We start from the raw sequence: 21,901 nt of genomic DNA on the forward strand, positions 1-21,901 counted from the left end.
CATGAACTCATATCGTTTGCGTCTTCGGCCCGGTTTCTCGTCTAATACTTGCGCATATCATGCCCTGGTTGCTGTGCTGGGAAGCACGGCGCCCACGAGGCGAGCACGTAAGAAAGCCAGGAGGTTCGCATGAGCGTGAGCGAGACTCCCGCCCCCGTGTCGCTCGACGACAAGTACACGGCGCAGGACGGCCGCGTGCTCATCTCGGGCATCCAGGCCCTGGTCCGCTTGACGCTGGAGCAGCGCCGCCTGGACGACGAGCGCGGGCTGGACACCCGGGCGTTCGTCAGCGGCTACCCGGGTTCGCCGCTGGCGGGCGTGGACCTGGAGATGGGCAGGGCGGCGACGTTCCTGGAGCCCGCCGGCGTGGTGGTCAAACCGGGGCTGAACGAGGAGCTGGCCGCCACGGCGGTGGCCGGCACGCAGCTGCTCGACCAGGTGCCGGGCCGTTGCCACGAGGGCGTGACGGGCTTCTGGTACGGCAAGAACCCCGGCCTCGACCGGGCCGCCGACGCCCTCAGGCACGCCAACGTGGCGGGCACGGCCCCGCTGGGCGGCGCGGTGGCCTGGATCGGCGACGACCCCGGCTGCAAGTCGTCCACGCTGCCCAGCTCGTGCGAGCCGATGTGCCAGAGCCTGTCGATGCCGCTGCTGGCGCCGGGCTCGGTGGCCGAGATCATCGAGTTCGGGCTGCACGCGGTGGCCTTGTCGCGGGCGACGGGCCTATGGGTGGGCCTGAAGATCGTCGCTGACATCGCCGACGCCTCCGCCACCGTCGACCTGGGCCCGCTGCGCGCCGGCATCCCCGAGCCAGGGCGCGCCTCCCGGGGGCCCGCGCCCATCCTGCTCGGCCCCGCCGCGCTCGACGCCGAGCACGACATGCTCACCCGCCGCCTCGACCTGGCCCGCGCCTACGCCCGCGAGCACGGGCTCAACCGGGTGACGGCCGGCGCCGGCAACACCATGCTGGGGGTGCTCGCGTCCGGCGCCACGTACGCGGTGGTCGAACGCGCCCTCGCCGACCTCGGCCTCGACGAGGCCGCGATGGACGCGCACGGCCTGCGGCTGATCAGGATCGCGATGCCGTTCCCGCTCGACCCCGCCGAGCTGGCCGAGCTGACCTCCGGCCTCGGCCGGGTGCTGGTGGTCGAGGACAAGGTGCCGTTCCTGGAGGGCCACCTGAAGCAGGCCCTGTACGGCGGCGCGCACGTCCCCGAGATCGCCGGCCGCGACCTGCTCACCGCCAGGGGCACGCTGGGCGCCGACGACGTGGCCAAGGCGATCGCCACCTGCCTCGGCATCGAGCCGCCGCGCCGCGAGCGCCGCCGTGGGCTGCTGCCGGTGGTGGCGGCGCGCACGCCGTACTTCTGCTCGGGCTGCCCGCACAACATCTCCACCCGCACCGCCGACGGCACGCTGGTCGGCGTGGGCATCGGCTGCCACGCGATGATCGCGCTCGACGGTCACGGGCGCGGCACCCAGGTCGGCATCACGCAGATGGGCGGCGAGGGCGCGCAGTGGATCGGGCTGTCGCCGTTCACCGACGACTCGCACTTCGTCCAGAACCTCGGCGACGGCACCTACCACCACTCCGGGTCGCTGGCCATCAGGGCGGCGGTGGCGGCGGGGGTGCCGATGACGTACAAGCTGCTCTACAACGACGCCGTCGCCATGACCGGCGGGCAGCGGCCCGAGGGGCGGCTGGACGTGCCCGCGCTGACGCGGGAGCTGGCCCTTGAGGGTGTGCGGCGGGTGGTGATCACCACGCCGGAGCCCGAGACGTACCGGGGGGTGGAGCTCGCGCCGATCGCCTCCGTACGGCACCGCGACGACCTGCCCGAGGTCGAGAAGGAGCTGGCCGCGATCGGCGGGGTGACCGTGCTCATCCACGACGACCGCTGCGCCGCCGAGGAACGGCGCCTGCGCAAGCGCGGCAAACTCCCCACGCCCGCTCAGAAGGTGCACATCAACGAGCGCGTCTGCGAGGGCTGCGGCGACTGCGGCGACGTCTCCACGTGCCTGTCCGTGCAGCCGGTCGAGACCGAGTACGGCCGCAAGACCCGCATCCACCAGGCTTCCTGCAACACCGACCTGAGCTGCCTCAAGGGCGACTGCCCTTCGTTCCTGCTGGTCGAGCCGGGTACCAAGGAGCAGAGGAAGGCGCCCGCGCCGCCCGTCACCCCACCCGAGCCGGTCATTTCCCACGCCGACGAGACGCTCATCAGGATGCCCGGCATCGGCGGCACCGGCGTGGTCACCGTCTCGCAGATCCTGCAGATGGCCGCCCACCTCGACGGGCTGCACGCCACCGGCCTTGAGCAGACCGGGCTCGCGCAGAAGGGCGGGCCCGTGGTCAGCGACGTGCGCATCGGCAAGCGGCCCCCGGCCGGGCACGTCCGCGCCTCGCGGGGCAGCGCCGACGTGCTCATCGGGTTCGACGTGCTGGGGGCTGCGGCCGACGCCACGCTGTCCGTGGCGGCGCCCGGGCGTACCGTCGCCGTGCTGAACACCTCCGTCGTGCCCACCGCCGCCATGGTGACCGGCCGCGTCCCCGTCCCCGGCCACGCCGACGCGGTCGCCCGCGTCGCCTCCGCCACCCGCGCCCAGCACTGCGTGGACGCGCACGCGCTGTCGGAGGAGCTGTTCGGCGACCACATGCCGGCCAACCTGCTGCTGCTCGGCGCCGCCTACCAGCACGGCTGCCTGCCCGTCGGCGCCGACGCGATCGAGCGGGCCATCACGCTCAACCGGGCCTCCGTCGAGCAGAACCTGGCCGCGTTCCGGTGGGGGCGGGCCGTCGCGCACGACCCCGACGCCGTGCGCAGGGCCGTGCTGCCCGCGCCTCCCGAGCCGCCGACGTTCGAGGAGGTCGTGGCCGACCGCGTCGCCGACCTCACCGGCTACCAGAACGCCACCTACGCCCGTACGTACGCCGACGACGTCCGCGGCGTCGCCGCCCGCGCTCTGGAGCGGGCCGGCGAGGAGGCCGGCGCCGCCATCGCCCTCGCCTACGCGCGCGGCCTGCACAAACTGATGGCCTACAAGGACGAGTACGAGGTCGCCCGCCTCCACCTCGACCCCGCCGAGCAGGCGCGGCGCGAGCGCGAGTTCGGCACCGGCGCGAAGGTGACGGTGCTGCTGCACCCGCCGGTCCTCCGCGCGATGGGCATGAAGCGCAAGATCAAGGTGGGCCGCTCCGCCGGCGTGCTCTTCCGCGGCCTGCGCGCCGCGAAGGTGCTGCGGGGGACCGCGTTCGACGTGTTCGGCAGGGCCGAGGTGCGCCGGGTCGAGCGGGCGCTGGTCGCCGAGTACCGCGAGCTCGTCCGCACCGCGCTCGACCGCCTCACCCCCGCCAACGCCGCCGTCGTCGAGGAACTCGCGGGCCTGCCCGACCTGATCCGCGGGTACGAGGACATCAAGCTCGCCCGGGTCGCCGAGTTCCGCGAACGCGCGCAGAAAGCGTTGGAGAACCTCTGAATCCTCAGGAGTCATCGTGACCGTCGAACGCCTGCTGCCGGACCAGGACGCCAGAGACCTCATCGAGCTGACCCGCGACATCGCCGACAAGGAGCTGGCTCGCCGGGTCGACGAGCACGAACGCTCCGAGACCTACCCCGAGGGCCTGTTCGCCACCTTGGGCGCGGCCGGGCTCCTCGGCCTGCCCTACCCGGAGGAGTACGGCGGGGGCGGGCAGCCGTACGAGGTGTATCTGCAGGTCATCGAGGAGCTGGCGATGCGCTGGGCGGCCGTCGCCGTCGCCACCAGCGTGCACACGCTGGCCTGCTACACCGTCTTCACCCACGGCACCCCCGAGCAGCGCGACCGGTGGCTGCCCCGCATGCTGGCCGGCGAGCTCATCGGCGGCTACAGCCTGTCCGAGCCGCAGGCCGGCTCCGACGCCGGGGCGCTGACCTGCCGCGCCGAACGCGTCGCCGACAGCTACCGCGTCACCGGCAACAAGGCGTGGATCACGCACGGGGGCATCGCCGACTTCTACGCCCTCTTCGCCCGTACGGGGTCCGGCTCGCGCGGCGTCTCCTGCTTCCTCGCTCCCGGCTCCGCCGACGGCCTCACCTTCGGCCGCCCGGAGGAGAAAATGGGGCTGCACGCCGTACCGACGACCAGCGCCCACTGGGACGGGGTGCTCGTCGACGCCGACCGCCTCATCGGCGAGGAGGGCCAGGGCCTCCAGATCGCCTTCAGCGCCCTCGACTCCGGCCGCCTGGGCATCGCCGCCTGCGCCACGGGCCTCGCCCAGGCCGCCCTGGACGAGGCGGTGGCCTACGCCAAGGAACGCCAGACCTTCGGCAAACGCATCATCGACCACCAGGGCCTCGGCTTCCTGCTGGCCGACATGGCCGCCGCCGTCGACACCGCCCGCGCCATGTACCTGGACGCCGCCCGCCGCCGCGACGCCGGCATGCCCTACGGCCGCCACGCCTCCATCGCCAAACTCGTCGCCACGGACGCCGCCATGAAGGTCACCACGGACGCCGTCCAGGTGTTCGGGGGGTACGGGTATACGCGGGAGTATCGGGTGGAGAGGTACATGCGCGAGGCGAAGATCATGCAGATCTTCGAAGGCACCAACCAGATCCAGAGATTGGTGATCAGCCGCGACCTGGCCAAGTAGCCTATGACATGCGGAAACCCCGCTTCCCGGTGCTGGAAGCGGAGCTCTTTGTTCGCGGGTTGAGCCCTAGATGATCACTGTTCCGTCCCTGTTCCGTGAGAGACCCTCGCGCGGACGGAATAGGCGGTCGTCGATAGCCTCGCGGGCGCGGTCGTGGAGCCGGGCATCATGTGGGCGTAGACGTGGAAGGTGAATCCGGGGTCTGCGCGGCCGAGGTACTCGGCAAGTTCCCGTACCCCGTACCGAGACGCCGCTGGCCAGCATGACGCTCGCGTAGTAATGGCGGAGCTGGTGCAGCCCCTTCTTGGGGAGGTGGTGTAGCCCTTCCGCTGGCGTGGGTCTTTGCCCGGTGGCGGGATTACGCCCGCTTTGGCGAGTGCGGCTTCCAGACGATCTCGCTGTAGGTCCTGGACCTGATGTGACAGTCGTCGGTCCAGCGGAAGAGCAAGTTGTGCGTACGCGGCTTGCCATCAAGATCAAGGCCAATTGGTCTGGCTGAGGCCGTGACGATCGCTCACTTCGGTACTCACCATTGACGGCTTGGGCGATCGCTGCCGCGGACCGACTCCGTCGGTCCTTGCCACCGGTTCGAGGGGTGAGGTCAGTTGTACCACCTCGTGGCCATAGAGCAATTGTCAAATCCTGTGGATCTTCGGCGGATCAGACTGCTCGTAGCCAGTGATCGAGGGCTATGAAGTCATCGTCGGTGAGGCCCTGGGGCGAGGGGATGTGATGGAGGAGGGCTCGGCCGGGATGGTGTGCGGACACCCAGGCCCGATCGGCATCGGTGATCTCATCGTCGACCCAGGCGAATGGACGCTGGTTGGCCCATGCCACCAGGGTTCTGGTCTTCCAGCAGAGCCCGAACCACTGGTCCTCGCGTTCGTCCGCGTCGGAGGGCTCGGGCCAATTCACGACTGGTAGCCGTGGCAACCCGATCCAGGGCGCGATCTCGGCGTTCGCCTGGTCTTCCCAGGTCGTGGCCCAGACCAGGTCACAGGGCAGCGCCGCCAGCCGAAGCCCCACCTGCGGGTCGAGCCGCGCCAGGTGGGCGGTCTGCCCGCTGCCTGATGACTGGCGCTGCGAGCCATCACCGAACGGCAAAAGCGGACCGTCAACATCAAGGAAGAGCAGAGGGCGTTCCTGGTGGTCGGTCATGCCGCGGTGACGTGTTCGCGTTCGACCAGGACGCCGCGCTTGCGAATCTTCGAAGGCACTAACCAGACCAGAGGTCGGTGATCAGCCGCTCGCTGGCCAAATAGCCGCTGACCTGAGAAATTCCTGGCCTTATGGGCACGGTCGTAGGAGCCGGACATCATGTGGGTGGAGACGCGTAGGGCGAATTTGGGGACGACGTGGCCGATCAGGCGTCTGTCAGCCGTCGCCGTTTGCCGTGCCGCAGCTGCTCACCGAGTGCTCTCAGCCTGTTCAGCTCGCGGTCCGTGGAATCGCCTGCGGCCGCTTCGAGCAGGTAGGACTTGAACAGCGCTTCCGTGTCGCGCGTCATGCAGAGATGATCGAGCATTTCCTTGGGAAGTGCCGCAGAACGTGTACCGGCATCGTCCGCAGAAGCGGCCGTCCCCTTCTCCGCCTCGTTCAGCAACTTCCCGACTGCTTGGTGCGACATGCCCAACAGGAATCCGATGTCGCGGTGAACGTAACCTCGTCGCGCCAGGTCGGCCACCGTTGCTTGCGTCGCTTCGGCGGCCTTCTGCCTGACCACGGTCGCCGCGAGGCGGGTGACCAGCGTGGCCTCCAGTTCTGCAGCCACTTCGTCGTCGGCCACGGTCAGGTCGAAGTCGGCGTTCATCTCATGAACGTCCACGTCCAGCATGGTGACCACCAAGTCACGCGCCATCTCCTCGGCTTGTTCCAAACGCTTCACCTGAGTGTGGTAGGTGCGCTTGAGGCCAGGTCCGGAGACGGTCAAAGCCCACCAGCCATCACTCCTACTGGCGGTGATGGTGTAGGTGTCGTGCTTACTCACTGCTCCTCCTGCTCCTTCGCAACCTCAGCAAGGATTACCTCCCAGTTCTCCAAAATCCCTTTCGCTGTGCGTTCGTTGACCTCCGAGTGGCGCGGCACAGGCATCGCCTCCGAGCCGGCATGCCACTTCGTGTGGCTCCCGCCTTCGGTCGAACGAACGGATACGCCATACTCCCTGGCCAGCCTGCGCATCCGCCGCTCTAGATCCCGCTTCCTCATCATCAGTGTAGGCTACCGAGGTTTCACACCTCTAGGCAACTAAAGTTGCAGATCTGGGCGCTCCTTGCTCGCAAGGCGCGCTGTTAGGTTGGACGCGGACTTCGAAGCGGATGTCTCCGCGGCCCGAGAGGTGATCGACGACCAGGTGAGGAGCATGCAAGAGCCGTGATCACCGTGGACGCCTCGGCCGCTTTCGACGATGTGCTGGCGCACAGATGGTTCCTAGCTGAGGGGCGACGGCAAGGCCACAATGCGACACTTTCTGCCAGCAATCAGCACCTGCCCGAGGTGACTCCTCACTCTGATCGCAGCGGTGTTCGGTGTCTCCGCGGCTCGCAATATGGATGCCAGGTGTAGCGAAGCGTCATCGGCGGCGATAAACCGGTATGGGGCTACTGAGTCGGCTGCTTCGAAAAACGTCCCCTCAATACGAGACGCCGCCGCGCCTTCAAGCATCCACCGACCAATTGGTCTGGTTGCCTGGCACGACCGAGGTTCAGGTCGCCGGGGAGACATTCCACCAGGCCGCCATCACGGCCGCGCAATTCGGCACTCGACCGGATGGCGGGCTGATTGCCGTTCTCGTGCCCGAGGCGCCTGTCCTTCCAGGCTCCAACGCCGTGGCCGTTTACGTTCAGGGTGGACACGTCGGCTACCTGCCCAGCGAAGTCGCGGCAAGGGTGGGGCCCAGGATTCGGGCATTCGGCTCCAGCCAGGGGGGCCGGTTCATCTCATGCCCGGCGCGAATTCACCTGCATTCCGTCGGGCCGCAGGTCGTACTGATGCTCGACACGACTCCGCTTGGTCTGCCTGCGGAAGCCTTCGAAACCGTACCCGAGCTTGCCGCCACTCTCATCGGCCTGCTTGCCAAGCTCCGTGAACCCGCACCGCAACTGACCGGCGTGCACGTCGAGGCACGACGTAAGCTCGGCGCTTGGCGCAGTGCCGAGAGCAGCCTGCGATCCATCATCGGTCAGTTCGCCGCAGCCGGCGACCCGACGATCGCTGAAGCGTGCTCGTTGCTTGCCCAGACTCTCCGTTATCAGCCTGGCCACCGCGACGAGACCCTCACCGCTTATGTGGATGCCCTCTACTACCGTCGGCTCGACGCTGACCTGTGGCGTGACCTCCTCGACTATGCCTCGTCTGCGCCTCACATACCGATGCTGACCGAACTCTTCGCGATCAGCCCGTCGCCTGTACGTCCTGCCTTGCTTCCGTTGCTGGTCTCCATCTCCGATGGACGAGGCCGTATGGGCAATCTCGATCCGGCCAAGGGGCCACGACTTCGGGCGGCTCTCCTGGAGATCGCCGAGGATCAGGACGATCGGATGAGCATCGCCTACCTGTGCGCCGATGCCGGGCATCGCGCCGAGAAGGCCGGTGACCTTCCTGGAGCCGTCATGGCATGGCGCGCGGCGGTCGCCGCCGGCAGCACCGATGCGAAAACCGCCGACCGGCTCACAACGTGGCTCGTCAAGCAGGGCGAGTACGCAGAGGCAGCGCACGTTCTCAGGCAGGCGCTTACACGTCCCCCCGCCGGGGTCACCCTTCGACAGCGCCTCGAGAAACGACTCGCTCGCTGCGGGAAGGCGCCCGACTAAGAATCGAAAGGGGCGCGAGGTGGGTGGCATCGTCAACGCGGCCGTGCTGGGACCGCCACGACATCACAGGCGTGACCTGGCGCGATGGTCATCGTCATAAGGCAGTCCAGCCTTACTGTCATCACTGATCTCGATTGCTGAATCGAGTCCCATCGAGATCTACCGGCGTGGCGTCGGACCAGATTTTCTCTGCTTCGGTAACGAAATGTTCGAACCAGTCGCCGTCGCCTGGGCGGAGTATCTGCTTGGGCTCCCCTCGCGCTCGGTAGCTGAAGTATTCGAGGAAGAGGGATGAGGCATCGGTACGCTCGCCCGTGGACGTATCGACTCCCACGATTCCCATGGCGATCGGATGTTCCGACAGGCGAACGGATATATCTCCGCCTGTAGCGCGTTTCAATTCTTGAAGCAGTCGGAGCGTATGCCATATGCGTTCTTTCACGCTCGTGACCGACCTCTCCGCGTAGTACCGATCTGCCGCGAGCTTGGTGGCTGGAGAATCCGGATCCACAAGTACTACCCGTACGCTGGTTCCGGAGCTGAGCCATTCTTCGAAATTGGCATAGTTGCTGTTCATCAGGGTGTTTCGTGTCACGCCGGTGATGAGCAGTTCACGGCCGGCTGCCATGGCCTGTTCCAGGTGGTTTCCGTATGCGGTCATGAGTCCAGGTCGAGGAAGTCGTGATATGGCCTCGACCTTGGAAAGTGGCCAAGGGGTGCCTTCCTCCCACATGCGACGGGCCTCTGCCGCATAGTGCGCGTACCAGAAACCGTTTTGGGGAGTGAGCTTGAATATTGGTGCTGCTTCTCCCGGAGGACGGTGCTCATAGTGTTGCACATAGAGAACCGCGTTCGCGGTTCCGGCGTCGATCGCGTTGACGCCGATCTTCGGCAGGAACGAGGCCACGCGCACTTCCAAGAGCCCCTGGGTGCCGCCCCCTAGCGACAACAACTCGTCCAGCGAGCGTTCGACGGTCTCCGCAAGATGGTCAGCGTCTTCTGGAATCGACCCGTCCTGGCTGGCGACCTGCATCAACGCCGCATCTGTAGGGTCGAGCAGGAGGATCTGAACCCGTGCACCCCTTGTCAGGGAGCGGTGCAATGGCACCCTCATCGTCGGCAAGGTTCTCGACATCGTGTTGCCTATGAAGAGCCACGTGTCCACAGCTGCTCTGCTCTGATGCAATTCGGCCGGAAAGGCCGTCATGAAAAAGTCGGTCAGGTCCATTCGTTGGGAAAGTGCGACTTCTGCGATGTGACGACGTGAACGGATCTGAGAGAGTGCGAGGAAGGCGAGAAGAGCCAGGATGACGGAAGCCAGGGTCTTGGTGTCATCGATGACGTTCAAGGAGCCCATGACCGTGAAGATGAGGGCCGTCGCTGCGAGGATGTAGAGATCTAGATTATCGTCGACTATGAGTTTTGCCATCGCTCGTTTTACGCGCCCGGGCGTTGTCACACCATGATGTTACTCTCTGGTGCCGTTCATGCAACGAGTTGTTTGGTGTGACCGACCGTCGAGGTGGATCGTCTCGGTCGGCTCCGCGCCAGAGCGGCGGTGCCGCGGATAAGTGGCTGGCGGGCGGTGCCTGGCTTCTGGGAGGGTACGGGCATGGAGAGCGTGCGGGATGTATCTGGGCTGGTTGATGCTGTTCAGCGGGGGGAGCGGGTCAAGTATCTGATGTTCTGGGGGCATCGGGCGGCGTGGGGTGGTGGGGTTGGGTGTTTGTCTCAGTGGTGGCCGGCCACGTTTGTGGTGGAGGGCGTTTCTTATCCGTCTGCCGAGCATTTCATGATGGCGGGCAAGGCGCGGCTGTTCGGGGATGAGGAGACGGCGGCGGCGATCGTGGCGGCTTCGCATCCCAAGCAGGCCAAGGATCTGGGGCGGCGGGTGCGGGGGTTCGATGAGGAGACGTGGGTGGCGGCTCGGTTCGAGCTAGTGGTGCAGGGGAATCTGGCGAAGTTCGGGCAGAACGCCGATCTACGGGAGTACCTCCTGACGACGGGGGAACGGGTGCTCGTGGAGGCCAGTCCTGTTGATCGGGTTTGGGGGATCGGGCTGGCGGCTGATGATGAGCGGGCTGAGCGGCCGGAGGCTTGGCGGGGGCTCAATCTGCTGGGGTTCGCGCTGATGGAGGTTCGGGAGAGGTTGCGGCGGCTCTGAGGGGTGGCGGGGTGTAGCCGTCTGAGTACGTCCTACTCATGTCGCGCGAAGGCCCCGGCCGTACGGTCGCGACGTGTGCACCTCAGTCTTACGAGCAACCTTTGCCCTCATCATGACCGTCGCGGGCCTCGCCCTCGTCGGTTCCCCCGCCCATGCGGCGGACACCCAGCCGCTTAACGTGCGGATCCTTCTCGTGAACTGCGCGGCCCCCTGCGACGAGCAGGGGCTGGAAGCGCTCGGCGAGAGTACGCCGGACTTCTACGCGAAGATCACGTTCGCCGGCTTCCCCACCCACACCACCCCCAGAGCTCCTGATGACCAGACGCAGATCGCCCCGCACTGGACGCATTCCGAGCAGATCCCCACGACGGTGGTCGAGCAGGAGATCTCAGTGCAGATCTGGGATCAGGACACCACCTCGGACGACGACCTGGCCGACACCTCGCCGGTGGCGGGGCAGGCCGACACGCGGTTCAAGGTGAACATGATCCACGGCACGGTCTCCGGTGACCTGACCAGCAGTGCGGGGTGCGTGGCAGGGAACGGGGAGCCGGGCGGCGGGATCTTCGGGCCGGACCCGAAGCCGTCCGTGCAGGTCTGCCTCGAGGTGACGCCGCACGCGGCGGCCGACTCCGACGGGGACGGGTTCACCGATTACGCGGAGCACCGGGGCCTCGACTTCGACGACGACAACGTCGTGGACCTGACCCTGCCCGGTGTGGACCCGGAGCGCCGTGACGTGTACGTCGAGATCGACTGGATGAAGGACAGGAAGCCGCAGAGCGGCGTGCTGTCGAGGATCGAGCAGGTCTTCTCCAACGCCCCGGTCACCAATGAGCAGACCGGAGCGACGGGCGTGGCGTTGCACCTGCTCGCGGACGAGGAGGTGCCGTACGCCGAGCAGATCGACTTCAGCGACGTCCGGCAGCCGGGAGCGTACGACGACTTCGACGACGTCAAGTCCGGCTCTCCCGGCTCCTGTGGCCCGGATGACGACGGCCATTTCGGCACGGAGGCCGACCGGGAGAGCGCTCTGTGCGAGGAGATCGTGCAGTTCAAGCGCCGCCACTTCCGGTACGGGGTCTTCATCAACGGCCTGACCGGCAGCGGCACCACGTCGGGCCGGGCGGAGCTGCACGACCGTGGCGGCGACGACTTCGTGGTGTCCCTGGGCCGCTGGACGGACGACATGTTCAAGGCGGGCGGCGGCCGCGTCGCCGTCGAGCAGGGGACGTTGCTGCACGAGCTGGGCCACACCTTGGGTCTCGGTCACGGCGGCCGCTACACCAACGGCGTGGTCGACTCGATCAACTGCAAGCCCAACTACCAGAGCGTGATGAACTACGCCTGGCAGACGCAGAACCTCGACTCCGGCCGCCCCCTCGACTACCAGCGCTTCGGCAAGCAGACGCTGCTGGAGAACGACCTCGACGAGACGCAGGAGCCGGGGCTGGCGGGCGCGCGCAAGCCGGTGATCCACGGCAACGACGGCGAGGTGGCCAGGTCCGACCCGGACGAGAAGATCGACTGGGACGGCGACGGCACGTTCACGACCGGCGCAGTCGCCGACATCAACCACATTCCGGACTTCGAGGAGGGCTGCACCAGCGACGACGCCAGCGAGCGGCTGGTCAGCAATCCCGACTGGAGCCAGCTGGTCTACGGCTTCACCGGCAGCCCGTACTGGGCCGACGGCAACCATGGCCCCGTCGTGCCCGAGCTGACCGGCGACGCCGTGCTCAAGGTGACGGCGGTCGACCTGACCGCGGGCATGACCGTCGACAAGGCGGAGGCCGCGGGTGGGGACACGGTGACCGCGACCGTGACGATCGGGAACAAGGGGGCGAGCGCGTCCTCCGACACGTCGGTGACGTTCACCCCGCCCACCGGAGAGCCCGTCACCCGCCCGCTGGACGACCTGGCGCCGGAGCGTACGGCGACCGAGACGTTCACGTACGAGATCCCCTGTACGGCCGCCGACGGCAGCGCGCTCACCAGCACCGCCGAGGTGACGGGCGAGAACGCCGACGGCCTGCCCGAGCCGGAGTCGACGCTGGCCGACAACAAGGCCACGGCCGTCACCACGGTCAGCGCGCCGGTCATGGCGGTGACCGCCACGGCGACGGCGTCGGTGCGCGCGGGCGAGGCGATCACGTACGCGATCGGGCATCGCAACACCGGCCACGCGCCCGCGACGGGGGCGGAGCTGACGTACGTGCTGCCCGCCGACGTCTATTACAGCGAGGCGCTGGACGCGGGCGCGGGCCCGCGTCCTAAGGAGGTCACGAGGAACGACGACGGCACGACGACGCTCACCTGGCCGCTCGGCACGGTCGCGACGGGCGCGTCCGGGAAGATCACCTTCACCGCGCGGCCCGGCCTGCTGTTCGAGGCGGGCGCCACGGTGACGGGACGGGCGGGCCTCGCGTACGGCGGCGCCAACGACTGCACGTTCGGCCCCGCCACGGCCACCGCGCAGACGGCGATCACCGAGGCCGCGCCCGGCAGGCACCCGCTGCTGTCCACGCTGTGGGCGCTGCGCACCGACCTGCGTACGGACGAGGTGCGGGCCCGCGTCCAGGCCACCGACACCCGCTTCGACGGGAACGGCGAGGGCGCGCTGTCGCAGAAGGAGACGTCGGACGCGCTGCTCCTGCCCCTGCTCCAGCCCAAGGAGCTGCGGGCCGAGCTGCTGGCCACCACGCTCAACCTGGCCACCCGCCAGATCAACGCCGGCACGCACGTCCACACGGCGACCATCACCAAGCTCAAGCTCAGGACCGTCGGCGACGCCGTGAGGCACGCGCGGAAGGTCCTGGCCGAGCCGCCGGCCGTGGGCAACCTCGTCGCCTACACGGACGCGACGCTGGTGCTCGTCCAGATCAACTCCGGAGTGGCGGAACGGTACTGATAAAAGCGGATGGCGGCCGCACGGGTGCGGCCGCCATCCTCATGGAAAGGTCAGGAGCTCGGGCAGGTGTGGCGGTACTCCTCGATCGCCAGCCCGCTGGGCGGCGGGCAGAGGAACTGGTCGTAGCGGGTGTCGTCGTCGACGAACCGCTTCAGCCAGGCCACCATCGACTTGGCCATCGTGGTGTTGGTGGTCTGCGGGAAGAAGTGGCTGGCGTTGTTCAGCTCCAGGTACGCCTTCTCCGACGACGCCGGGATGCTCTCGTAGAACGGCTCCGAGTGGCTGCGTACGGGGGCGATGCTGTCGTTCTCACCACCGATGATCATCGTCGGGACGCGCACGCCCGACCACGACTTCTGCAGGTTCCACGGCGCGATCGGCACCGCCGCCTGCAACGAGGACCGGCTGCTCGCCGCCTCCAGCGAGCCGCCGCCGCCCATCGAGTGGCCCGCCACGGCCAGCCGCGAGGAGTCGATGCGGCTGCGTACGGTCAGCGAACTGTCCTCGACCAGGTAGTCGAGGGCGGCGAGGAGCTGGCGGCCCCGGCTGGACGGCTGGTCGTAGAGGGTGTTGGTCTCGATGCCGATCACCACGAAGCCGTGCGAGGCGATGCGCGGGCCCAGCCACGACAGGCTGGACCAGCGGGCGGTGTAGCCGGGCGAGATGGCGATCGCGCCGAACGTGCCCTGGCTGGTGTCGAGCGGATAGTAGATCGTGCCGCCGCCGAAGCCGCTCACCAGCGACGAGACGCTGGTCTGCCCGGTCGAGAACGGGCCTCTGGAGGCTTCGAGCAAGGCGTCGGTCGGGGCGGGACCGCGCTCGTACGGGCTCGCCGCCTGGGCGGGGGAGGCGGCCGCGAGGGCGCCGGCGATCAGTGAGACGGTGAGGGCGAGTGTGGTGAACGTTCGCGCGCCGAATCGGGGGGCTAAGAGCTGCACGTCGTCATACTCCCTGCTCATCGGGGGGGGTGCTTCAGGTGGTGACAGCTGTCTTTCGCCATTGTTCGGAGCGGGGGTCAACCGTGCATCGGTGAAATCACCGGTCCTGCGATCAGGACATGAGCCTTACCAGTTCGACGCGGGAGCGGACGCCGAGCCGGCTGAAGATGTTGCGCAGGTGGTGCTCGACCGTACGCCGGCTGAGGAACAGCTGCTCGGCCACCTCTTTGTTGGTGGCGCCCTCGGCCACCATGCGGGCGATGCGCAGCTGCTGCGGGGTGAGCTGGCTCGTGGCCGCCGCCGGGGCAGGGCCGACCGGTTCGCCCGATGCGCGCAGCTCCGTCCGCGCCTGCTCGGTCCACAGGCGGGCCCCGTACCGTTCGAACGTCTCCAGCGCCGCGTGCAGGTGCGTCCTGGCCGCGCCGGGACGGCGGTCGCGGCGCAGCGCGCTGCCGTACAGCAGCCGCGTCCGCGCCGCCTCGAACTCGTGGCCGCCCTGCCCGTGCAGGTCCAGCGCCTCCCTGAACAGCTCGTCCGCCTCGCGCGGCGCCGCCAGCAGCGCGCGGCAGCGGGCGACGAGCGCCCGCAGGTCAGGGCTGCGCGTGCTGCCCACCCAGCCCTCCAGCACCTTCAGCGCCGCCTCGGCGCCCTCATGATCTCCGGTACGCGCGCACGCCTCGATCAGGTGCGGCGTCGCCATCACCCTGATCACCACATGCCGGCTGGTACGCCGCTCCGCCCGCAACCGCCCCGCCGCGTCCGCGGGCCGCCCTGCCGCCAGGTCGAGGCAGGCCAGCGCCCACGTGCCGATCGCGCCCGCGATGCCCAGGTCGTGCGCGCCGGCCAGGTCGATGGCCGCGTCCGCGCGGATCCTGCACGTCTCCTGATCGCCCTCCACCGCCGCCGTCATCGCCAGCCAGGCCAGGTGCTGGGCGGCCGTGTTGCGCTGGCCCGACTCCCTGGCCAGGTGGAGGCCGCGCGCCGCGGTGTCGGCGACCGAGGTGTAGCGGCCCGACCACACCTCCGGGTAGATCGCGTACTCCAGGAGCTGCGGCACCGCCGAGGCCGCCCCGCGCGCGCCGGCCGCCTCCAGCGCGCGGGCCGACAGGCGGTGGGCGGTGGCGTCCTCGCCCAGCAGCATGCTCGCCACGCCCGCCCACGCCAGCACGGACGGGTCGTCCACTGTGCCAGCCGGTGTTCCGGCCAGCTCCACCACCCGGCGCAGCGGGGCCGCCGCCTCCCGGTGCGCGCCGCTGAACGTCGCCGCCATCCCCTCCAGGTACTCGAACATCAGCTGCGCCGGCACCTGCTCGTCCGGGCGGCGCAGGGCGGCGGCCTGCCTGGCGATCGCGATGAACGCCCGGTTGTCGCCCGCCCGGTAGCTGGCGTCCGCCGCACGTACGAGGGCTCTGACGCCCAGCATGCGGTGGCTCTCCAGCAGCCAGGTCGCGGCGGCCAGCAGCTCCTCCCTGGCACTGCCCGTCTCGCCGCCGAGCAGCTCCAGGCTGCCGCGCAGCAGGCGTACGTGGGCGCGCACCTCGTTCGGGGCCCTCGCCAGGTCGTGCAGGCGGGCCAGGAGGGCGCGGGCCACCTGGGGGCGGCCCGCGATCCAGGCGTGCCTGGCCGCCGCGGCCAGCCGTTCGGCCTTCTCGGGGCGGTGCCCGCCGGTCAGCTCGGCCGCCCGCTCCAGCGCCAGGTACGGCTCGGGGTGGCCGCCCGGCGTACGGTCCTTGAGCGCCGCCGTGGCCAGGTCGTCGGCCAGCCGGTCCGGGCCGGCGTCCATGGCCCATGCGCGGTGCCAGGCGCTCTTGAGCTCCGTGCCTGCTCCGGCGAGGAGGCGGTGCGCGCTGCGGCGGCTGAGGAGGGTGGCGCCGTGGTAGGCGACGCCGCGCAGAGCCGGGTCGTGGAAGGCGTACCGGTCGCCGGCGGCGTACAGGAGGCCCGCCCGTTCGGCCGGCTCCAGCGCGGTGAGCGCGCAGCAGGGGCGGGCCGCCGCGATCAGCGTGGGCACGTCGATCTCGGGGTCGGCGGCGATCAGCACCAGCAGCCGCCGGGTCTCCTCCGGCAGCGCGGCCAGCCGGGCCGCGTGCTCCCGCCACAACCGGCCGTCCCTGGGCAGCGTCTCGGGCGGGGCGGCGACGCCGGCGAGCTGCTCGCGGGTGAGCGACCCGATCAGCTCGGTCAGCGCCAGCGGGTTGCCCCGGGCGACCTGGTCGAGCGCCGCCAGCAACTCCTCGCTGACCTCGCCGGGCGCGAGATCGGCGGCGAGCTCCCGTACGGCCGCCCGCTCCAGCCCGCCCAGCACCCGCACCGGCAACCCGGCCGCCCAGCCCTCCTCCGCACGCGCGCTGAACACCACCGCCACCCGCTCGCCCCCCACCCGCCTGCCCGCGAACGCCAGCACCTCGCGACTGGCGTCATCAAGCAGGTGAACGTCATCCACGCAGACGAGCACCGGCCGCTCACCGGCGGCCTCCGCCAGCAACGCGAGCACGGCCGCCGGCAACGCCAGCCCGCTCTCGGCGTTCCCGGGCGCGAGGACGGGAGCCAGCGCGCGAACCTGCGCGGCCGGTAATCGGGCTGCGGCTCCGGCGACGGGCCGCAGCACCTGGTGCAACCCGGCGTACGGCAACCGCGTCTCGGCCTCGACCCCCGACCCCCGGAGCACCAGGAAGGCGTCCCCGGCCAAGTGAGCGGCCAGGTCGAGCAACGTGCTCCTCCCCATGCCGGCCGCACCGGCCAGCACCAGCGCCCCACCACCCCCTTGGCGAGCGCCGTCGAGCAGCCGCCGCAGCGCCCGCTCCTCCGCACCACGACCACGCACCACCGGAACCCGCGCGACAGGGGACACGTCGTCCAGTGTTACGCGCAGATGTCAACCGGGAAAGGCCACAATCCCGATCACCGGGCGCGGCGCTCGCGGGGGCGCTTTCTGGAGAGGCGGTCGGTGAGGGTGGGGAGGAGGCCCTGGGGAAGGAAGAGGACGACCACGATGAGGACGAGGGCGTACACCGCGTACGACAGCACGCTCGGCGCGTACGACGGCATCCACGGCAGGGTGGCGAGGCTGTCGAGGCCCTGGACCAGCAGGGTGATGGCGGTGGCGCCCACCACGGCGCCCCACAGGGTGCCGAGGCCGCCGACCACGGCCATGACGATGTACTGGATGGAGATCAGCACGGGGAAGGAGCCGGGGGCGACGTAGCCGGCGTAGAAGCAGTAGATGCCGCCGGCCAGGCCGGCGAAGGCGGCCGACAGGGCGAAGACGACGAGCTTGTAGCGTCCGACGGGGATGCCGGACGAGGCGGCGGCGGTCTCGCTGGTGGCCAGGGCGCGCAGGGCGCGACCGGGGCGTGAGGTGCTCACGTTGTGGGTGACCAGCAGGACGAGGGCGAGGCCGCCCCAGGTGAGGTACGCGTACGCGGCGGCGCTCTCGGCCTGGAAGGAGCCGATGGAGAACTGCGGGATGGCCTGCAGCCCGATGTCGCCGCCGGTGAACTCGAGCTGCCCGGCCAGCGACAGCAGGATGAGCTGCATGGCGAGGGTGGCGAAGGCGAGGTGGTGGCCGCGCAGCCGCAGCAGGGGAGTGCCGATGACGAGGGCGGACAGGGCGGCGACGACGGGCGCGGCGATCAGGCCGGCGACCGGGGGCACGCCGCCGAGTGCGAGCAGCGCGGCGGTGTAGGCGCCGATGGCGTAGAAGGCGCCCTGGCCGAGCGAGACCTGCCCGGCGTACCCCATGAGCAGCGAGACCCCGACGGTGACGATGGCGGCGAGGCCGAGCAGGATGTAGACGGCGAGCGCGCTGTCGTCGAGCACGGCGGGCAGCGCGAGCGTGACGGCGGCGGCGAGGAGCCCGGCGGCGAGCCTGATCATACGGACTCCTGGGAGAGCGTGGTACGGCGGCTCGCCTGCACGATCATGACCACGATCATCAGCCCCAGCGCGACTTCGAGCTGGTGTGAGCCGTAGCCGTAGCCGGCGGCCATGGTCTCGGCGACGCCCAGCAGCAGCGCGCCGGCCAGCGCGATGACGGGCCTGGTGAGCGCGCCGAAGACGGCGGCGGCGAAGCCGTTGACGATGAGGGTGACGTCGGTGTCGAACGAGATCGGCCGCAGCGGCGTCACCAGCACTCCTGCGATGCCGCCGAGCAGCCCGCCGAGCGCGAACGCCAGCAGCCCCATCTTCCTGACGTCGATGCCGACGACGCGGGCGGCGTACGGGTTGGAGGCGCACGCGGTCAGCGCCTTGCCCAGGTAGGTGCGCCCGAAGAAGAGGGCGAGCAGCACGAACGTGACCGCGGTGACCCCGATGACCAGCAGGTACTGGGTCTGGATGCGCGCACCGAGTATCTCCACGGAGCCGGCCAGCCCGGGCGCGGAGCGCGGCTGGTCGCCCCACAGCACGATCTCCACCGCGTACGCCAGCACGCCCACCCCGAGCGTGACGATCAGCGACGACAGCGGCGTGGTGCCGGGCCTGCCGATGGCGGCAAGGCCGGTGAGCAGCCCGGCCAGCGCGGCGGCGAGCACGGCGGCCACCTCGCTCACGCCGTGCGGGAACCCGAGGCCGAGCAGCGACGACGTGCACAGTCCCGCGACGACGGCGAAGGTGCCCTGGGCGAAGTTCACCACGCCGGTGACGCGGTGGATGGTGACCAGCCCACTCGCGATGAGCGCGATGGTGCAGCCGACGGCCAGGCCGTTCAGCAGGTACGTGAGGAACGCGCTCATGTGATCGCCCCGCCCAGGTAGGCGCTGGCCACCCGCGGGTCGTCGGCCAGCTCGTCGCACGGGCCCTCGGTCACCAGCCGCCCGGACTCCAGCACGTACGCCCGCGAGCACAGGTCGAACGCCAGCCGCGCGTTCTGCTCGATGAGCAGCACGGTCAGCCCGTGGGAGCGGTTCAGCTCGGCGAGGTGGGCGGCGAGGTCGGCGGTGACGTTGGGGGCGAGCCCGAGCGACAGTTCGTCCACCACGAGCGCGTCGGGCTCGGACATCAGCGCCCGCCCGAAGGCGACCATCTGCTGCTCGCCGCCGGACAGCACCCCGGCCCGCCGCCCGGCCAGCTCGGCCAGGCGGGGCAGCAGGTCGTAGACGAGGGCGGGGTCGCGCCGGCCTGAGCGCCAGCCGCCGAGCACCAGGTTGTCGGCCACGGACAGGTCGGGGAAGAGCTGGCGGCCCTCGGGGATGAGCGCGAGCCGGCCGCCGATCCGCACGCTGCCCGAGGCGGGCCGCAGCAGCCCGGCGAGGGTGTTGGCGAGCGTGGACTTGCCGGCGCCGTTGGGACCGAGCAGGGCGACCATCTCGCCCTTGGCGGCGGTGAGCGTGAGGTGTTCCAGCGCGGTCGCGGTGCCGTAGGAGACCACCAGGTCCTGGACGTCGATCATGACGCCTGCCCGAGGTAGGCGGCGAGCACCAGCGGGTCGGCCCTGACCTCGGCGGGCGGGCCGTCGGCGATGACCTGGCCGAGGTCGAGGACCACGACCCGGTCCACCAGCCGGGTCACGAACGCCACGTCGTGCTCGATGAGCAGGATCGTCAGCCCGTCGGCGCGCAGTTCCTCCACGAGCGTGGCGAGCCGCTCGCGCTCCTCGCCGCGCAGGCCGGAGGCGGGCTCGTCGAGCAGCAGCAACCGGGGCCGCGCGCACAGGGCGCGGGCGAGCTGGAGCGCCCGCTGCTGGCCGATGGGCAGCCGGTCGGCGGGCCGGTCGGCCCACTCGGCCAGCCCGACGCGCTCCAGCGCGCGGTCGGCGGCCTCGCCGATCTCGCGCTCGTCGTGCCGGTGCCGCGGCAGCCGCAGCGCGGCGGAGACGAACCCGGCGTCGGTACGCCCGTGCGCGCCGACCATGACGTTCTCCCTGACCGTCATGCCGCGGAAGACGCGGGCCGCCTGGAAGACGATCGACATGCCGAGCCTGGCCCGGCGGTGCGGCGGCAGCCGGTCCACCCGGCGGCCGAGGAAGGAGATCTGGCCGTGGTCGACCGCGAGGTGCCCGGTGATGAGGTTGAACAGGGTGGACTTGCCCGCTCCGTTCGGGCCGATGACGCCGCAGACCTCGCCGTCCGCGACGTTCAGCGACACGTCGCGGACGGCGTAGACGCCGCCGAAGGAGCGGGAGACGCCGGTGACCTCCAGCACGCCTACCCCAGCGCCGAGACGGTCTTGGTGAGCTGCTCCTTGGCCCACTCGGTCGGGACGAACTTGCCGTCCTTGACCGTGTTGACGGAGATGTACTCGGGGGACAGGCCGGAGTGGTCGGTGGCGGAGTACTGGAAGCGGCCGTTCGGCGTGATGAGGTCCATCGTCTCCAGCGCCTGCTGGATCTTGGCCTTGTCGGTGCTGTTCGCCTTCCTGATCGCCTCGAACAGCAGCAGCGAGGCGCTGTAGCCGTCCTGCGCGAACTGCGGCGGCGGGTAGCCGTGCTTCTCCGCGTACGGCTTGGCCATCTGCTCGATGACCTGCTTCTGCTTGCCGTCGGGCAGGTGCTCGCCCACGACGCCGATCGCGCTCTGCACGGTCATGCCCTCGGCGGCGGCGCCCATCGGCTCCAGCCACAGCTTGCTGGCCTGCGAGGCGGTCAGGAACAGCGGGGTCTTCAGGCCGGAGGCGACGTACTGCTTGGCCGCGGTCACGCCGGGCGCGCCGGAGCCCCAGAACACCAGGGCCTCGGCCTGCGACTCGCGCACGTGGGTGAACATGGGGCTGAAGTCGGAGGTCGTGGTCTCGTACGGCTCGTCCACGGCGATCGTCACGCCGTACTTGGGCGCCAGCTCCACCATCGCCTCGTGGCCGGAGACCGAGTACGCGCTCTTGGAGTCCCAGCCGACCGCGATGGTCTTGATGCCCTCGGCCTGGATGTACTGCAGGAAACGTTCGGCGTACATGCTGGACAGGGCGGGGGTGACGAAGATGTGCTTCTTGATCGGCTCGACCTGCTCCTGCGCGGGGGCCAGCGACAGGTACGGCATCTTGTCGCGCTCCGCCAGCGGCTCGATGGCCAGCGCCGAGTTGGAGAACACCGGCCCGATCAGCGCGTCGATCTCGCCCTTGATCTGGTTGTAGGCCACGATGCCCTGGTCGGGGGCGGTCTTGTCGTCCCTGGTGACCAGCTCGACCTTGCGGCCGAGCAGCCCGCCCTGGGCGTTGACCTGCTCGACGGCCAGCTCGACCGCCTTCTTGTCCTCGCTGCCGAGCGGCGTGTAGTTGCCGGTGAGCGAGACGATCAGGCCGACCTTGATCGGGTCCTGACCGCCCGATCCGCCGCCTCCGCCGTCACCACTGCCCCCGCAAGCGGTGAGCGTGAGTAGGAGACAAGCCAGCGACGGTAGAAGCCTGCGCATCAGGACCTCCAGGACCGGGCGATGTGGAGCCGACAGTAGGCAGGTACATTACGGCTGTCAACAGATTGCCGAATATCGGGAGACACCCGCAATGAGGCCTCAA

The 21,901-nt window shown here is 69.7% G+C and carries 16 protein-coding genes; 5 read left to right on the forward strand and 11 right to left on the reverse strand.

Annotated features, from left to right (window positions below; all coding sequences use genetic code 11):
• Nucleotides 1–129 precede the first annotated feature (129 nt).
• Both AB0K28_RS13715 and AB0K28_RS13720 read left to right on the forward strand, forming a co-directional pair.
• On the forward strand, nt 130–3,477 hold the full coding sequence (locus AB0K28_RS13715) for an indolepyruvate ferredoxin oxidoreductase family protein (RefSeq protein ID WP_364369005.1): 3,348 nt from the start codon (nt 130–132) through the stop codon (nt 3,475–3,477).
• A gap of 16 nt (nt 3,478–3,493) precedes the next feature.
• Nucleotides 3,494–4,633 carry an acyl-CoA dehydrogenase family protein gene (locus tag AB0K28_RS13720; RefSeq protein ID WP_364369008.1) on the forward strand — a complete coding sequence of 380 codons (1,140 nt, stop codon included), beginning with the start codon at nt 3,494–3,496 and terminating at the stop codon, nt 4,631–4,633.
• Between the two features lie 660 nt (nt 4,634–5,293).
• On the opposite strand, the gene AB0K28_RS13725 is transcribed toward AB0K28_RS13720, so the two are convergent.
• From AB0K28_RS13725 to AB0K28_RS13735, 3 genes are all read right to left on the reverse strand, one after another.
• Nucleotides 5,294–5,791 carry an HAD domain-containing protein gene (locus tag AB0K28_RS13725; protein ID WP_364369011.1) on the reverse strand — a complete coding sequence of 166 codons (498 nt, stop codon included), beginning with the start codon at nt 5,789–5,791 and terminating at the stop codon, nt 5,294–5,296.
• 205 nt (nt 5,792–5,996) lie between these two features.
• Nucleotides 5,997–6,620: a hypothetical protein gene (locus AB0K28_RS13730; protein WP_364369014.1), complete on the reverse strand. Its 624-nt coding sequence runs from the start codon at nt 6,618–6,620 to the stop codon at nt 5,997–5,999.
• Entirely contained in the window at nt 6,617–6,841 is a 225-nt protein-coding gene (locus tag AB0K28_RS13735; protein WP_364369016.1) for a hypothetical protein, read from the reverse strand. The genes AB0K28_RS13730 and AB0K28_RS13735 overlap by 4 nt, the downstream gene beginning before the upstream one ends.
• Nucleotides 6,842–7,305: 464 nt before the next feature.
• Here AB0K28_RS13735 and AB0K28_RS13740 point away from each other — a divergent pair, with 464 nt between their 5' ends.
• Nucleotides 7,306–8,442, forward strand: a complete 1,137-nt coding sequence (locus AB0K28_RS13740) for an HIRAN domain-containing protein (protein ID WP_364369019.1) — start codon at nt 7,306–7,308, stop codon at nt 8,440–8,442.
• Nucleotides 8,443–8,563: 121 nt separating this feature from the next.
• Here the strand turns inward: AB0K28_RS13740 and AB0K28_RS13745 are convergent, their stop codons facing one another.
• Nucleotides 8,564–9,901: a hypothetical protein gene (locus AB0K28_RS13745; RefSeq protein ID WP_364369022.1), complete on the reverse strand. Its 1,338-nt coding sequence runs from the start codon at nt 9,899–9,901 to the stop codon at nt 8,564–8,566.
• A gap of 153 nt (nt 9,902–10,054) precedes the next feature.
• On the opposite strand from AB0K28_RS13745, the gene AB0K28_RS13750 reads away from it, so the two are divergent.
• Complete coding sequence (locus tag AB0K28_RS13750; protein WP_364369025.1) at nt 10,055–10,606, forward strand: NADAR family protein; 552 nt, start codon at nt 10,055–10,057, stop codon at nt 10,604–10,606.
• A gap of 178 nt (nt 10,607–10,784) precedes the next feature.
• Nucleotides 10,785–13,517: a CARDB domain-containing protein gene (locus tag AB0K28_RS13755; RefSeq protein WP_364369028.1), complete on the forward strand. Its 2,733-nt coding sequence runs from the start codon at nt 10,785–10,787 to the stop codon at nt 13,515–13,517.
• Nucleotides 13,518–13,567: 50 nt separating this feature from the next.
• On the opposite strand, the gene AB0K28_RS13760 is transcribed toward AB0K28_RS13755, so the two are convergent.
• The 7 genes from AB0K28_RS13760 to AB0K28_RS13790 form a co-directional block, all read right to left on the reverse strand.
• Nucleotides 13,568–14,476: an alpha/beta hydrolase gene (locus tag AB0K28_RS13760; RefSeq protein ID WP_364369031.1), complete on the reverse strand. Its 909-nt coding sequence runs from the start codon at nt 14,474–14,476 to the stop codon at nt 13,568–13,570.
• A 91-nt stretch (nt 14,477–14,567) separates the two neighbouring features.
• Nucleotides 14,568–17,306 carry a LuxR C-terminal-related transcriptional regulator gene (locus AB0K28_RS13765; RefSeq protein ID WP_364369034.1) on the reverse strand — a complete coding sequence of 913 codons (2,739 nt, stop codon included), beginning with the start codon at nt 17,304–17,306 and terminating at the stop codon, nt 14,568–14,570.
• Nucleotides 17,307–17,356: 50 nt separating this feature from the next.
• The gene (locus tag AB0K28_RS13770) at nt 17,357–18,331 is read right to left on the reverse strand and encodes a branched-chain amino acid ABC transporter permease (protein ID WP_364369037.1); all 975 of its coding nucleotides are present in this window, start codon (nt 18,329–18,331) and stop codon (nt 17,357–17,359) included.
• Nucleotides 18,328–19,188, reverse strand: coding sequence for a branched-chain amino acid ABC transporter permease (locus AB0K28_RS13775; RefSeq protein WP_345399569.1), 861 nt, complete (start codon nt 19,186–19,188; stop codon nt 18,328–18,330). The genes AB0K28_RS13770 and AB0K28_RS13775 overlap by 4 nt, the downstream gene beginning before the upstream one ends.
• On the reverse strand, nt 19,185–19,844 hold the full coding sequence (locus AB0K28_RS13780; RefSeq protein ID WP_345399572.1) for an ABC transporter ATP-binding protein: 660 nt from the start codon (nt 19,842–19,844) through the stop codon (nt 19,185–19,187). Before AB0K28_RS13780 ends, AB0K28_RS13775 begins: the two co-directional genes overlap by 4 nt.
• On the reverse strand, nt 19,841–20,596 hold the full coding sequence (locus tag AB0K28_RS13785; protein ID WP_355420268.1) for an ABC transporter ATP-binding protein: 756 nt from the start codon (nt 20,594–20,596) through the stop codon (nt 19,841–19,843). Before AB0K28_RS13785 ends, AB0K28_RS13780 begins: the two co-directional genes overlap by 4 nt.
• 2 nt (nt 20,597–20,598) lie before the next feature.
• The gene (locus AB0K28_RS13790) at nt 20,599–21,798 is read right to left on the reverse strand and encodes an ABC transporter substrate-binding protein (RefSeq protein ID WP_364369041.1); all 1,200 of its coding nucleotides are present in this window, start codon (nt 21,796–21,798) and stop codon (nt 20,599–20,601) included.
• Nucleotides 21,799–21,901: the final 103 nt, after the last annotated feature.

The sequence above is a fragment of the Nonomuraea sp. NPDC049504 genome (assembly GCF_040676845.1).
Lineage (GTDB): Bacteria > Actinomycetota > Actinomycetes > Streptosporangiales > Streptosporangiaceae > Nonomuraea > Nonomuraea salmonea.

Bases quoted from the DNA above. Each gene is read 5' to 3' on its own strand.
- AB0K28_RS13760 (WP_364369031.1), bottom strand. From the start codon at position 14,476: ATGAGCAGGGAGTATGACGACGTGCAGCTCTTAGCCCCCCGATTCGGC.
- AB0K28_RS13780 (WP_345399572.1), bottom strand. From the start codon at position 19,844: ATGATCGACGTCCAGGACCTGGTGGTCTCCTACGGCACCGCGACCGCG.
- AB0K28_RS13775 (WP_345399569.1), bottom strand. From the start codon at position 19,188: ATGAGCGCGTTCCTCACGTACCTGCTGAACGGCCTGGCCGTCGGCTGC.
- AB0K28_RS13790 (WP_364369041.1), bottom strand. From the start codon at position 21,798: ATGCGCAGGCTTCTACCGTCGCTGGCTTGTCTCCTACTCACGCTCACC.
- AB0K28_RS13715 (WP_364369005.1), top strand. From the start codon at position 130: ATGAGCGTGAGCGAGACTCCCGCCCCCGTGTCGCTCGACGACAAGTAC.
- AB0K28_RS13750 (WP_364369025.1), top strand. From the start codon at position 10,055: ATGGAGAGCGTGCGGGATGTATCTGGGCTGGTTGATGCTGTTCAGCGG.
- AB0K28_RS13735 (WP_364369016.1), bottom strand. From the start codon at position 6,841: ATGATGAGGAAGCGGGATCTAGAGCGGCGGATGCGCAGGCTGGCCAGG.
- AB0K28_RS13725 (WP_364369011.1), bottom strand. From the start codon at position 5,791: ATGACCGACCACCAGGAACGCCCTCTGCTCTTCCTTGATGTTGACGGT.
- AB0K28_RS13770 (WP_364369037.1), bottom strand. From the start codon at position 18,331: ATGATCAGGCTCGCCGCCGGGCTCCTCGCCGCCGCCGTCACGCTCGCG.